This is a genomic window from Saccharopolyspora aridisoli (assembly GCF_004348445.1).
In the GTDB taxonomy this organism is placed as follows: domain Bacteria; phylum Actinomycetota; class Actinomycetes; order Mycobacteriales; family Pseudonocardiaceae; genus Saccharopolyspora; species Saccharopolyspora aridisoli.
The window spans coordinates 46,672-60,906 of sequence record NZ_SMKV01000013.1; the positions used below are offsets into that span (position 1 = coordinate 46,672).

Annotated in this window: 8 protein-coding genes; 6 read left to right on the forward strand and 2 right to left on the reverse strand. The window is 71.3% G+C overall.

Annotated features, from left to right (window positions below; all coding sequences use genetic code 11):
- Positions 1-50: 50 nt before the first annotated feature.
- Positions 51-1,472 carry a type VII secretion integral membrane protein EccD gene (eccD, locus tag E1161_RS12640; protein ID WP_132622920.1) on the reverse strand — a complete coding sequence of 474 codons (1,422 nt, stop codon included), beginning with the start codon at positions 1,470-1,472 and terminating at the stop codon, positions 51-53.
- A gap of 295 nt (positions 1,473-1,767) precedes the next feature.
- Here eccD and eccCa point away from each other — a divergent pair, with 295 nt between their 5' ends.
- The 4 genes from eccCa to E1161_RS12660 all read left to right on the forward strand — a co-directional run bounded on the left by eccCa (position 1,768) and on the right by E1161_RS12660 (position 10,864).
- Entirely contained in the window at positions 1,768-5,694 is a 3,927-nt protein-coding gene (gene eccCa / locus E1161_RS12645) for a type VII secretion protein EccCa (RefSeq protein ID WP_132622922.1), read from the forward strand.
- The gene (locus E1161_RS12650; RefSeq protein ID WP_132622924.1) at positions 5,691-6,845 is read left to right on the forward strand and encodes a S8 family serine peptidase; all 1,155 of its coding nucleotides are present in this window, start codon (positions 5,691-5,693) and stop codon (positions 6,843-6,845) included. The genes eccCa and E1161_RS12650 overlap by 4 nt, the downstream gene beginning before the upstream one ends.
- 142 nt (positions 6,846-6,987) lie before the next feature.
- Positions 6,988-9,828, forward strand: coding sequence for an ATP-binding protein (locus E1161_RS12655; RefSeq protein ID WP_165939769.1), 2,841 nt, complete (start codon positions 6,988-6,990; stop codon positions 9,826-9,828).
- Between the two features lie 505 nt (positions 9,829-10,333).
- Positions 10,334-10,864, forward strand: a complete 531-nt coding sequence (locus E1161_RS12660; RefSeq protein ID WP_235874990.1) for a sigma-70 family RNA polymerase sigma factor — start codon at positions 10,334-10,336, stop codon at positions 10,862-10,864.
- Between the two features lie 53 nt (positions 10,865-10,917).
- On the opposite strand, the gene E1161_RS12665 is transcribed toward E1161_RS12660, so the two are convergent.
- Positions 10,918-11,913 carry a LacI family DNA-binding transcriptional regulator gene (locus tag E1161_RS12665; protein ID WP_132622930.1) on the reverse strand — a complete coding sequence of 332 codons (996 nt, stop codon included), beginning with the start codon at positions 11,911-11,913 and terminating at the stop codon, positions 10,918-10,920.
- Positions 11,914-12,080: 167 nt separating this feature from the next.
- On the opposite strand from E1161_RS12665, the gene E1161_RS12670 reads away from it, so the two are divergent.
- Complete coding sequence (locus tag E1161_RS12670) at positions 12,081-13,460, forward strand: sugar porter family MFS transporter (protein WP_132622932.1); 1,380 nt, start codon at positions 12,081-12,083, stop codon at positions 13,458-13,460.
- On the forward strand, positions 13,460-14,089 hold the full coding sequence (locus E1161_RS12675; protein ID WP_132623113.1) for a nucleoside/nucleotide kinase family protein: 630 nt from the start codon (positions 13,460-13,462) through the stop codon (positions 14,087-14,089). The genes E1161_RS12670 and E1161_RS12675 overlap by 1 nt, the downstream gene beginning before the upstream one ends.
- The last annotated feature ends 146 nt before the right edge of the window (positions 14,090-14,235 follow it).

A 14,235-nucleotide genomic window follows, 5' to 3' on the forward strand; every position in this document is an offset into this window, starting at 1 on the left:
AGGCGTCTGAGGTTCCGCTGCTGAGCGAGGAGACCACTGGAAACCCCTCTTCACGACCATGAGGCCCTCACCAGGGCGTAGAGGTTCAAGACCGCGAAGGTCATGGGGATGATCGCGATGGCGATGGTGGTGTGCGCCCAGTCGCCGGCGCGGCCCCAGTGCGGCAGCACCTTGCGGCCGGGCAGGCTGCGGGCTCCGGCGAGCAGGAGTCCGGCGAGCAGGACCAGTCCGCCGATGATGACGATCCGCCACGTGCCGGGGATCAGCATGCACATCGCGGAGATCACCGCGGCGAGTCCGAGGAAGCCGGGCACCATGACGGCGACGCGCTGGCGGGAGCTGACGAACTCGCGGGAGTGCAGCAGGAGCAGCAGCGAGGCGAGAGCGGCCAGGGTCGGCGACGCCCACCCCGGGGTGAAGGCGAGGATGCCGAGGCAGCCCGCGATGACGACGCCGAGTCCGAAGCACAGCGCGGTGAGGCTGGAGTCGGCCGCGGCGGTGCGGTTCATCAGCTCGCGGCCGGGTTCCGGGTCGATGCCTTCCTGGAACTCCTCGGCGGAGGTCGGCAGCGGCGGCACCTTGATCCCGGCCATCCAGGCGGCGATGCGCGGAACGCGGGTTCCGACCAGCAGCGTCACGGCGAGCACGACGGCGGCGGCACCGCCCGCGGAGAGCATGTCGAAGGTGTTGAGCAGGCCGACGAGCGCGGTCAGGCCGGTCGCCAACATCGCGGCGAGGTACCCGGCGCCGAATCCGCCGCCGACCAGGAAGCGGCCGAGCACGATGGCGCTGGTGCACACCGCCGCCGCGGTCAGGCAGGGCGCCACGAGCTGCGGGTTCATCGCGGCGACGGGTCGGCCGATCATCGGCAGCGCCCAACCTGCGGCGGCGCCGAACGCGGCGCTGCCGGAGAACAGCAGTTCCGCGGCGGCCCGGTCGCCGAGCGCCCGCGAGGCCAGGGTGGCCGCGCCGAGCAGCAGCAGCGCGACGCTACCGGCGGTGATCGCCACCCACTGCCCGGCTCCGACGGTGGGTAGCAGGACGAGCCCGAGAGCCAGCGAGGCGCCGAGCAGCGCGAGGAACGCGCGACGGGTGCTCTCCGGACGCCACAGATCGCGGCGCTGGTCGCGGATCCCGGTGGCCACGCCGTCGGCGAGGTCGTCGAAGTCGGCCGGCGGCAACTGGTCGTTGCGCGGCCTGAGGTAGAGGATGTCGCCGTCGTAGAGGCCCAGGGCGGCGGTGCCGAGATCTTCCTGCAGGGCGGGCTCACCGAGCCGCTGCAGGACCCAACCGTCGTGCTCCAGACCCGCGTTGCCGAGCCCTCCCCCGAGGTGGTCGAGGAAGGTGGGCAGCAGGTCCGCGAGCGGGATGTGGGCGGGTACCGCGAGCTCGACCCGCGAGCTGGGGCCCTGAATCGTCAGTCGACACACCTCGCCCGCGGCGACCGCGGGCTGAGCCGTCGTTCCCGTCATACCCACCACACGGTCCTCGGCCTAGGAACAGTTCAACCAAATTGACGAACGCCCGGTTCACGCGGCAGCCCCTCCACGTGCACCGGGCGCGTTGCGCACCGCCGATCGGCCGAACCCGACCCGCTCCGCGCAGTTCCGGACGATGGTCGACATCTCGGTCAGCCGGTTTCCCGCTGCCGCTTTGACCCGTTCGGAGTCTTCCAACCGTGTAGGGGATGAGGGGTAGCAGGGAAAGGATCTGATCGCATTGAGTGTGACGCCGTTTCGGCGACCGGCCAGGCAGAAGCCCCCCACGATGCCCGGCGGCGAACTGTCCTTGCAGGAGCCGCCGGTCATACCCGAGCAGGTCAGTGGCGGTTTCGGCGGTCTGCTGATGTACCTGCCGATGGCGCTGGGGTCCGGGGCCATGATGCTGATGTTCATGGGCCGCGGTGGGTCAGGCGGTTTCGGCGGCATCGGGCTCATCGTGGTGGCGCTGATGGCGGTGTCCATGCTGGCCATGGGTTTCGGTCAGATGGGACGCAACATCGGGGAGCGCAAGCGCCGCCTCAAGGGCGAGCGCCGGGACTTCCTGCGCTACCTGGGCCAGGTGCGCAAGCAGGTCCGCCAGGTCGCGGCCGATCAGCGGAAGGCGTTGTCGTGGCGGCACCCCGACCCGTCGGGCCTGTGGTCGGTGGCGATGAGCGGTCGGTTGTGGGAGCGGCGCCTGTCGCACGCCGACTTCGCCGAGGTCCGCATCGGCCGGTCCGCGCAGCGGCTGGCGATGAAGATGACGCCGGTGCAGTCCAAGCCGGTGGAGGACCTGGAGCCGCTGTCCGCTCGGGCGCTGCGCCGGTTCATCAAGGCTTACACCACTGTGGACGATTTGCCGACAGCTCTCTTCCTGCGCGGTTTTTCGCAGGTGCAGATGCGCGGTGACGCCGAGGCCGCACGCGGCCTGCTGCGTGCGTTGCTGGCGCAGCTGGTGACCTTCCACTCCCCCGACGACCTCAAGATCGCCGTGTGCGCGAGCGGGGACCGAGCCTCCGAGTGGGACTGGGTGAAGTGGCTGCCGCACGCCCAGCACGCCAGCCAGCAGGACGGCGCCGGTCACGTGCGGATGCTGACCAGCACGCTCACCGAGTTGGAGGCCATCGTCGGCCCGGACCTCAACGACCGGGGCCGCTTCGAGGCCGGTGCGAGCCCGACCCGCGACGAGCCGTTCGTGGTGGTCGTCCTCGACGGCATCACCACACCGGCGGAGTCCCGGCTGGCCGGTGCCGGCTACCGCAACGCCACCGTGCTCAACCTCGACATGTCCGGTCCCGCGCAGCGCACGACGCTGCGCCTGGAGCTGGCCAGCGAGCAGGTCGACATGATCCGGCTCAACCGCTCCGGCGCCGAGGTGCGCACCGAGCTGGGCACCCCGGACTCGCTGAGCCTGTCGCAGGTCACCTCGCTGGCGCGCACACTGGCCCCGTTCCGACTCAGCGCCACCACCGACATCGTCGAGCCGATGGTCACCGACTTCGACCTCGCCGCGCTGCTGGAGGTCGGCGAGATGGACAAGCTCGACGCCGCCCGCACCTGGGCTCGGACGTCGCCGCAGGACCGGCTGCGGGTGCCGATCGGCATCGCCGAGAACGGCGCCAAGATCGAGCTGGACATCAAGGAGTCCGCGCAGGGCGGCATGGGCCCGCACGGCCTGCTGATCGGCGCGACGGGTTCGGGCAAGTCGGAGCTGCTGCGCACGCTGGTGGTCGCGATGGCGATCACGCACTCCTCGGAGTTCCTCAACTTCGTGCTGGTGGACTTCAAGGGCGGCGCGACGTTCCTGGGACTCGACGAGCTGCCGCACACCTCGGCGGTGATCACCAACCTGGCCGATGAGGCACCGCTGGTCACCCGCATGCAGGACGCGCTGCAGGGTGAGATGGTGCGCCGCCAGGAGCTGCTGCGCTCGGCGGGCAACTACAGCTCGCTGCTGGAGTACGAGAAGGCCCGCGCTGCAGGCGCTCAGCTGGCTCCGATGCCGAGCTTGTTCCTGGTGGTCGACGAGTTCAGCGAGCTGCTGGCCTCGCACCCCGACTTCGCGGAGCTGTTCGTGATGATCGGCCGGCTGGGCCGGTCGCTGGGCGTGCACCTTCTGCTGGCCTCGCAGCGCATCGACGACGGCCGGATGCACAAGCTGGAGAGCCACCTGTCCTACCGGATCGGTCTGCGCACCTTCTCGGCGATGGAGAGCCGGTCGGTGATCGGTGTTCCCGACGCCTACCAGTTGCCGAGCGCGCCGGGCAACGGCTACCTGCGCTCGGACGTGGCCACCCTGTCGCGGTTCAAGGCCGCCTACGTCTCGGCGCCGTTCAAGCGGCGCACCGCGGAGCAGCGCAAGGCCGAGATCAGCCGTCAGGTGGTGACCTTCGGCGCGGCGCGGCTGCCCGACGCGCCCACCGCGCAGGTCCCGGAGCCGGAACCCGAGACCGGAGAGGAGGCGACGACCGAGACCCTGCTGCAGGTCGCGGTCAGCCGCCTCAAGGGCCAGGGTCCGCCGGCGCACCAGGTGTGGCTGCCGCCGCTGGACGAGCCGCCGACGCTCGACGAGCTGCTGCCGCCGCTGGTCCCGGACGCCGACAACGGCCTGACCCCGATCAGCTGGCCGGGTCGCGGCAACCTGCAGGTCCCGGTCGGCGTCATCGACAAGCCCTTCGACCAGGCCCGCGAGCTGTACATGGTGGACCTGTCCGGGGTCGGCGGGCACGTGGGCATCGCCGGTGGCCCGCAGGCGGGCAAGTCGACGATGCTGCGCACGCTCATCGCCGGTCTCGCGCTGACCCACACGCCCGCCGAGGTGCAGTTCTACTGCCTGGACTTCGGTGGCGGCACCCTGCAGACCCTCGGCGAGCTGCCGCACATCGGCGGCATCGCCGGGCGCATGGACAAGGAGCGGGTCAGCCGCACCGTGGCCGAGGTGCAGGGCGTGCTGGCCGAGCGCGAGGAGATCTTCGCCGCGCACGGCGTGGAGAACATGGCCGAGTACCGCGAGCTGCGACGCAGGGGCAAGATCCCGCAGGACTCCTTCGGCGACGTGTTCCTGGTGGTCGACAACTGGGGCACGCTGCGCAGCGACTTCGAGCAGCACGACCAGACGATCCGCTCGCTGGCCTCGCGCGGCCTGACCTACGGCATCCACCTGGTGCTGACCACCGGACGCTGGGCCGACATCCACAGCCAGCTGCGCGACCAGCTGGGAACCCGGCTGGAGCTGCGGCTGGGCGACTCGATCGACTCGGTGATCGACATGCGCGCGGCGGCGGGCGTTCCGCGCCAGCCGGGTCGAGGTCTGACGATGGACAAGCTGCACTTCCTGTCCGCGGTCCCGCGCCTGGACGGCCTGCGCCGGGTCGACGACCTCGCCAAGGGCGCCCGGATGCTGGCCGAGGCGGTGGCCGACAACTGGGACGGCGAGGACGCCGCCGGGGTCCGGATGCTGCCGTCGGTGCTGCCCGCCGAAAAGCTGCCCGAGCCGCAGGGCAAGCTCCGGGTCGCGCTGGGCTGGGGCGAAGCGGACCTGCAGCCGGTGTGGCACGACTTCTCCACCCAGCCGCACCTGACCGTCCTCGGCGACACCGGGAGCGGCAAGACCGCGCTGCTGCGGCTGATCGCCGACGCGATCCCGAAGAACTACGCGCCGGGTGCAGCGGAGCTGATCCTGGTCGACTCGCGCCGCGTGCTGCTGGACGCGGTTCCCGACGCCTACCGGCGGGGGTTCGCGTTCTCGGCGACCGCCGCGAAGGACATCGTGGGCGCCGCCGCCAACGAGCTGCGCGAGCGGCTGCCCGGCGCAGACGTCACGCCGCAGCAGCTGCAGCGGCGCGATTGGTGGTCGGGTCCGGAGGTGTTCATCCTCGTCGACGACTACGACCTGCTGGCCAGCACCATGGGCGGTCCGCTGGACTCGCTGCTGGACCTGCTTCCGCAGGCCGCCGACATCGGTCTGCACGTGATCCTCACCCGCAGCGCCGCCGGTTCCTCGCGGCTGTCGATGGATTCGGTGGTTCGGCGGATGCAGGAGTCCAACACCCCGGACCTGGCGTTCTCCTGCCCGCCCACGGAGATGCCGCTGCTCAACGGGATGCGCGCGCAGGTGCTGCCCGCGGGCCGGGCGCACCTGGTGACCCGCCGCAGCGCGACGCTGATGCAGGCGGGCTGGCTGGAGCCGCGTCCGGCGGGAGGCAGGACGTGAGGGCGGCGGTGGCGGTGGTGGCCGGGGTGGTGCTCGCGATGGCACCGGTTCCGGCCGCAGCGCAACAGCAGCAGTGCGCGCAACCGGCGGATCACGTCGTGCCGCAAGGGGGTTGGGCCCTGGAGCGCCTCGACCCGAGACGTGTGTGGGGACTGACCACCGGCGAGTCGGTGACCGTCGCGGTCATCGGCACGGGTGTCAGCGCCGCGGCACCGGCGTTGTCAGGGGCGGTGCTGTCCGGGCAGAGCCTCAGCGGCGGCGCGGGAGACGACGACTGCGCGGGCCGGGACACCTTCATGGCCGGGGTGATCGCGGCGCGTCCGGCGGCGGGCACCGGGTTCACCGGCATCGCGCCGGGCGCCCGGATCCTGCCGATCCGCATCACCAACGACCCGACGGCGGTCGAGGTGGGCAAGCTCACCTCGGCGATCCGCTCGGCCGCCGACGGTGGCGCGGAGGTGATCGCCGTGTCGGTCGGCACGGCCGCCGCCGACGGCGGGCTGCGCGCGGCGGTGTCGTACGCGCTGAGCAAGGACGCACTGGTCATCGCACCGTCCGATGTGGACGTGGGTGAGGACGCGATCCCCTACCCCGCCGCGTTCCCGGAGGCGCTGGCGGTCAGCGGGATCACCGGCGAGGGCGATCCGATCCAGCAGGCAGCAGGCCCGCCCGCGCTGGTCGCGCCGGGCAACGAGGTGGTCGGCATCGCCCCGCGCGGCACCGGCCAGCTGGTGGCCTCCGGTGGCGGGATCGGCGTCGCGTTCGTCGCGGGCACAGCCGCGCTGGTGCGGGCCTACCACCCGCAGCTGTCAGCATCGCAGGTGCGAGAACGCTTGCAGGACACCGCGGACCACCCGCCCGCCGAGCTCCCGGATCCGCAGCGCGGCTACGGCGTGATCAACCCGACCGCCGCGGTCACCTCGGTACTTCCCGCCGAGTCCGGCGAGAAGCCGATGGCCGCGGCCGCTCCACCGGTTCACCTGCCACCGACGCCGTTCGCCGATCCGCTGCCGCGACTCGTCACGCTGCTGGTCACCGGCTCGGTCGGTCTGCTGGCGGTGCTCGGTGCGATCGGCGCGGTGCTGTTGCCGCGAGCCCGCGAGCGGGGCTGGCGGTCTGCGTGGCACGGCGCCCCGAAGAGCGGTGGCTGACCACGTGCGCGAGCACGACTCGATCAGGTCCGCTGCGGCCGAGCACATCGGTCGCGAACCGCGAATGGCCCAACCGAGGAGTGCGAACGCGCACGACACCGGTGACCGGTCGGCACCGGTCCGGGATCAGGCAGGGGCGCGTATGACGTCGGGCGGAACAGCGGAGGTCTTCGGGCGGGACTCGGAACTGGCACAGCTGCGCGAGCTCGCCGGCGAGGTGGTGGCCGGACGCGGCAACGTGCTCTGGCTCGAAGGTGAACCGGGCATCGGCAAGACGGCGCTGCTGCGCGCCCTGCTCGCCGAGTCCGAGCGCCTCGGATGCGCGGTGCACCACGCCGCGGCCGACCAGCTCTCCCAGCGCTTCCCGCTGCGCGTGCTGCTGGACTGCCTGGCGGTGCACCCGAAGTCCGACGACCCCGAGGTGCTCGCGATTCACGAGCGCCTGCGCCTGGCCAGCGACGACCGGGTCCCGGCGATCGCCGAGCGGCTCATCTCGCTGGTCGAGGAGCTGTGCGCGGCGAGCTCCGTGGTGCTGGCCGTGGACGACGTGCAGTGGGCCGACGAGTCCAGCCTGCTGGTGTGGCACCGGCTGAGCCGTCTCACAGAGCACCTCCCGCTGCTGCTGGTGGCGGCGATCCGCCCGTCCGGCAGCCGCGCCGAGCTCGGCGTGGTGCGCGGCGAGGACCGCGCGGCGGTCCGGATCTCGGTCCCGCCCCTGGGCGAGGCGGCCACGGCGGCTCTGGCCGCGCACCTCACCGGTGCCGCCGAGGTCGGGCCTGCGCTGCTGGAGACGCTGGGACGCGCGGCCGGGAACCCCCGCTACGTGCGGGAAGTGGTGCTGGCCCTCGCGCGTGAGAACCACCTCGACGCCGACGGGACCCGCGCGGAGCTGAGCTTGGAGATCACCGACGGCGCGCTGCCGCGCTCGCTGGCCGAGGCCATCGCGGCCCGGCTGGGTTTCGTCGGCAGCGACACGATCGGGCTGCTGCGGATGGCCGCGCTGCTGAGTCCCACGTTCTCGGTGACGGACCTGCGCACCGTCTCCGAGCGCCCGGTGGTGGCCATGGTGGGCTGCGTGGAGGAGGCTCTGAACGCCGGTCTGCTGGTTGAGTCGGGGTCGAGGTTGACCTTCCAGCACGGCCTGGTCCGCCAGGCCCTGCACGAGACCACGCCGACCGCCCTGCGGCTGGCGCTGCACCACCAGGCCGCCCGCGCGCTGGCGTCCTCCGGCGCTCCCGTGGAGCGCACCGGTGAGCAGCTGCTGGCCTCGATCTCCGTCGACGACGCCGAGATCGACGACTGGGGGCTGGACTGGTTGGTCGACAACAGCCGGATGCTGGCCCACCGCGCGCCGGACTGCGCCGAAGCGCTGCTCGCCAGCGCGATCCCGCTGCTGTCCACTCACGACCCCCGGCGTGAACCGCTGCGCACGGCACGGGTTCTGGCGATGGTGCAGCTGGGCCGCCCGGAGCAGGCACGCGAGCTCAGCGAACGCGCGCTGGCCGACACCCACGACCCGTCCTGCGCGGAGCTCAGCTGGTACCTGGCGTGGTCGCTGGCCGTGCTCGGACTCGACGACCTGGCCACCGAGGTGGTCGAGAAGGCCTTGCGCACACCGGGCTTCGACCGCCCTTGGCTGGCGAGGATGCACGCGGTGCTCGGGCAGGTCATGCTCTCGCGCGGACACTTCGAGGCCGCGGGCGCGGCGGTGGAGCGCGCGCTGGCCGAAGCGCGCCCCGCCCGCGACGGTTTCGCGCTCGGTCTCGCCCTGCACGTGCGCGGAGCCGCGATGGCGCGCCGGTGCGACCTGGCCGAAGCGGTGATCTGCTACGAGCAGGCGGGCGCCGCCCTGGGCGACGCACCGGAGAACACCGATCTGCGGCTGACCGTGCTCGGCAACCGGATGGTGCTGCTGTTCGGCCTCGGCCAGACGGCAGAGGCCGAAGGCGCGCTGCACGAGATGCTCGCCATCGCCGAGCGGTCCGCGACCCCGGCCCGGCTGGCCACGGTGCGGCTGTCGGCGGCCAACCACTACTACACGATCGGCCGGTGGGAGGACGCGACCGCCGAGCTGGACGCCGCCACCGAGCTCGCCGACCGGCTCGACGAGCCGGGGCGTCGCTGGCTGCACGGGCTTTCGGCGTTGCTGGCGGGTCACCGCGACGACAGGCCGACGCTGCTGCGCAGCCTGCAGGACGCCGGCTGCGAGCAGAACCCGGCCACCCGTTCGGCCGCGGAGTTCTTGCTGCTGGCGGGTGCGATGCGCGCCGAGGCCGAGTCGGATCCGCGGCGCGCCGTGCGCTTGCTGGAGGAGGCGCTGACCGAGGGAAAGCGGTTCGGCACCCGCTACCTGTGGTTGCCGAGCCTGGTGCGGCTGGCGATCGAGACCGGCGAGACCGAGATCGCGAGCCGCGCCAACGATGCGTGCGCCGAGGACGCCGCGGTCGGCGCGGTGCCCAACATCGTCGCCGCCTCGCAGCACTGCCGAGGCCTGCTGGAGCGGGACCCGACGGCGCTGCGGGCCGCGATCGAGCTCTACAGCAAGACCAGCCAGCCGCCCAGGTACGCGCGGGCGCTGGAGGACATGGCGGTGGTGCTGGCCGAGCGCGGCGAGTCGGCGCAGGCGCGCACCGCCTACGGACGGGCCGTCAAGATCTACCGGGATCTCGGCGCGACCTGGGACCTGCGGCGCGCGGATGCGCGGATGCGCCCGCACGGCGTGCGGCACGCCCGAGGTCGGCGACACCGCGCCACCAACGGCTGGGAGTCGCTGACGCCGACGGAGCGGCAGATCGCCCACCTGGTGGCCGCCGGGCTGCCCAACCCGGACATCGCGGCGGCGCTGTTCTCCTCCCGGCGCACGGTGGAGGTCCACGTCTCGCACATCCTGGCCAAGCTCGGGGTCCGGTCCCGCGTGGAGATCGCGGTCGAGGCGACGCGGCACGACGGCGAGGAGAGGCGCAGCGGCTCCAGATCCGCGTGACGCCTCGGATCTGGCGCCGCAGCGTCATTTCCCCGCGGTCACCACGCGTCGGACCGGTCGCGCACGGCGCTCAACGCGATCCCGCGCGCCGAGGAGCTCACGCCGTGTCACCGACACAGCTCCGTCACCCTTCGTTCATAGGAGCTTTATCTTCCCGACCGACTGGTTGGTCCGGCACATGGGGACGGAACACGGCAAATCGACCAATGATGTGCTCATCTGAGCGCTACGCGAGGACCACGCAGAAAAACCTAAGTGAGCTCCCGGATTACCCCCGTTCGAGCTAACGGGCAAGCTCATCGCTGCCATCCGGAGATCCCGTTTCCGGTCGTCCCCTCCCATCTCCCCCGGATTTGTGGACGATTCACCAGCGGGGCAGACAACCGAATGAAGAAGCCACATGACGCTAGTCGGAGATCCACGATCCGCGATCGCATTCGAACGGTCCCACGCCTCCTCCACGAACCGAGGTGGTGAGCACACGATTCGAAAAGCTGACACGACGTTGAAATCGCTCTACGACGACTACTACGTGAGATTGCTGTCGTACGTGAGCAGAATCCTCTCCGACCCGCACCACGCCGAGGACGTCGTGCAGGAGACGATGCTCCGCGCCTGGCAGCACGCGGACTCCCTGACGCCGGAGCGCGGCTCGGTCTGGGGCTGGCTGACCAGGGTGGCGCACAACATCGCCATCGACCGCGTCCGCGCCCGCCGCGCACGCCCCACCGAGGTCGACGAATCCGCAGGCAGCGGCTCCGCCGACCACGACACCGACCACGCCGATGCCGTGGTGAACAGAGTCGTGGTGGCGACCATGGTCAACAAGCTGGTCCCAGCGCACCGCTCGGTGCTCTACGAGGTCTACTTCGCCGACCACACCGCGACCAGGGCCGCGAGCTCGCTGGGCATTCCGCCGGGAACGGTGAAATCCCGGCTGCACCACGCGCTGCGGAACCTCAGAACCACCATGGACCCCCGTTCCCGAGACCCTTTCCGCGCCGGCGGAAACCGCTCGCGCCACATTGCGATGTGAGAATGCTATGGCGACCGTCCCACCGAGTTCGAATTCGGGCTTCCGGAAACGGTTCAAGGGCAGCCGCACGAATTCCTGTGGACGAGACTCGACTCCAATCTATGTGTTTGCGGCGAGGAATCAGGATCGGCTATTCGGCGCAACAACAAGCGGGCGGCAGTGGTGCCGATCTCCGAGCTCGGTTGGGCGATCACGGTCAACCGGGGCGAGAACCACTCCGCCCACGGGAAATCGTCGAATCCCACCAGCGCCACGTCCTCGGGGACTCGCAGGCCGGCCTCGCTGATCGCCCGCATGGCACCGATGGTCATGCTGTTGTTGGCCGCGATGACGGCCGTCGGCGCGTTCGGCCGCGCCAGCAGCCCGGCGGTGACCCGCGTCGCGCGTTCGCTCTCCGAAGCGCCCTCCACCAGCAGCTGCTCGTCGAAGCCGATCGCGTTGCGCGCCAAGCCGTCCCGGTAGCCGCGCAGCCGCTCCTCGGTCGTGGTCAGCCCGCCCAGCCCGGAGACCATCGCGATCCGGGTGTGCCCCAGCTCGGCGAGGTGGTCGACCAGCATCGCGGTGGGCTCGGCGTTGTCCGGTCCGACCTGGTCGTAGCGCTCATCGCTGAGCCGGTCGGTCAGCACCACCGGAACCCGTTGCGCGTCGAGGTATTCCAGCGCCCGCGCCGGTTCGGCCGACGGCGCCAGGATCACCCCGTCCACCCGGCGCTCGTGCATGCTGCGCGCCACGGTGAGCTCGTGGTCGGGGTCGTCGCGCGGGTCGGCCAGCAGCAGCGTGTAGCCCTGCCGCACCGCCTCTGACTCGATGCCCTGCAGCACCTGGCCGAAGTAGGGGTTGGAGATCGCCGACATCACCACGGCGATGGAACGCGATCCGCCGGTGGCCAGCGAGCGCGCGAGGGTGTTCGGGCTGTACCCGGTCTCGGCGATGGCGGCCTGAACGACCCGCCGGGTCTCCTCGCGCACCGTGCGAGTGCCGTTGATGACGTGCGAGACCGTCGCGGTGGACACTCCCGCGACGCGCGCTACGTCGGCCATGGTCGCCATCGACAAGCACTCCTTCGGGCTCGACCGGGTGATGGGAAGCATACCCGGCAAACGCTTGCGCAAGCGCTTAACTTCGCTTTACAGTGCCGATCACTCGAAGCGGAGGACGCGCCGAGGCGCGCACATCGACCCGCACCGCTGCGGGTCCGGGGAGGACGAGATCACCCATGACCACAACAAGGGCCCCGGAGACGTCCGCGCCCCCTCGCACCCGGCGCGGGGCCGTGCTCGGTGCGTCGACCATCGCCGCGCTCGGCGGTCTGCTCTTCGGCTACGACACCGGCGTGATCTCGGCGGCGCTGCTCTACATCGCCCCGGAGTTCTCGCTGTCCGACGGCATGCAGCAGTTCGTGGTCGCGTCCCTGCTGCTCGGCGCAATCGCCGGCTCGATCAGCGCCGGACCCGTGGTCGACCGCATCGGCCGCAAGGTCACCCTGATCGTCCTGTCGGCCGTGTTCACCGCGGGCGCGCTGCTGTCGGCGCTGGCACCGGACACCTCGACCCTGGTCCTCGCGCGAATCCTGCTGGGCCTGGCCATCGGCGGTTCGTCGCTGGTGGTGCCGACCTACATCGCCGAGATCGCCCCGCCGACGCTGCGCGGCCGGCTGGTGTCGATGAACCAGCTGATGATCACCATCGGCATCTTCGCCTCCTACCTCGTCGGCTACGCCTTCGCGGGCAGCGGCGGATGGCGCTGGATGGTCGGACTGGCCGTGGTGCCGTCGCTGGTCATGCTGATCGGCCTGTTCACGCTGGCCGAGAGCCCGCGCTGGCTGCTCTCGCGCGGCCGGACCGAGGACGCCCGCAAGGCGCTGCTGCGCACGCACTCCGCGGCCGACGCCGACGTCTCGCTGGCGGAGATGTCCGAAGCGATGCGCGAGGAGAGCGAGTTCAGCTACCGGGACCTGCTGAGCCCGAAGCTGCGCCCCGCCGTGCTGCTCGGCTTCGCGGTGGCCGCCACCAACCAGCTGGTCGGCGTCAACGCGGTCATCTACTACGCGCCCACGATCCTCAAGCAGGCCGGGCTCGGTGACTCGGCTGCGATCCTGTCCTCGGTCGGCATCGGCGCCGCCAACATGATCTTCACGATGATCGCGCTGCTGTTCATCGACAAGGTGGGCCGCCGCCCGCTGCTGCTGGGCGGCACAAGCGTGGTCGTCCTGGTGCTGTTCGGGCTGGGCGCGCTGTACCTGCTGCCCAGCGTGCACGGGCTGGGACTGCTGCTCACCGTCGGGTTGATGCTCTACGAGGCGGCGTTCGCGGCGAGCCTGGGCCTGGCGATCTGGTTGATCAACAGCGAGGTGTTCCCGACCGCGGTGCGCGGCAAGGCGGCCGGTGTCGGCACGGTGACGCACTGGGGCCTGGACTTCCTGATCTCCATCTCGGTGCTGACGCTGATCAACGCGCTGACCCCGACCGGCCTGTTCTGGATCTACGGTCTGCTGGGCATCCTCGGCCTGGCCTACCTGTGGCGGAACCTGCCGGAGACCAAGAACCGCACGCTTGAGGACATCGAGAGCTCGCTGCGCAAGGGGGAGCGAGCGTGATCCCCCGGCACCACGGCGGTCTGCCCGGCCTGCTCGAACGCGCCCGCGCGCTGGCCTCGACCGGCTCGCGCCGCATCCTGGGCATCGCCGGCGGGCCCGGTTCCGGGAAGGGCACGCTGGCCGAGAAGCTGCTCGGCGAACTGGGTTCGGCGGCCGCGGTGGTGCCGATGGACGGTTTCCACCTGGCCGAGGCGGAGTTGCGCCGCCTCGGCCGGCGGGACCGCAAGGGCGCACCGGACACCTTCGACGCCGCCGGATACGTCGCGCTGCTGCGCCGGATCCGCGAGGGCACCGAGACGGTGTACGCACCGCGGTTCCACCGCGAGGTCGAGGAGTCCTACGCGGGCGCCATCCCGGTCGACCCCGACGTCCCGCTGGTCATCACCGAGGGCAACTACCTGCTGCTCGACCAGGTTCCCTGGTCCGGAGTCCGGCCCCTGCTCGACGAGTCCTGGTTCCTGCACCAGACCGACGACGAGCTCGTCTCCCGCCTGGTCGAACGCCACGTCCACCACGGCAAGAGCCGCGCCGAGGCCGTGGACTGGGTGCACCGCAGCGACATGCGCAACGCCCGGCTCATCACCCCCACCCGCACCCGCGCGGACCTCCTGGTCACCACCGTCTCCTAGGCCGGGAGCTGTTCAGCGATCGCTTGGCTTGGCGGTGCGGGTGGCGGGACCCCCGAAGGGGAAGCGCAGCGGGTTCGTGGACGCCCACTCCTCAAGTGTTCCGCTCACCCCACCGGCGTCGCGCCGCGTGCTCGGCACTGAGCCCC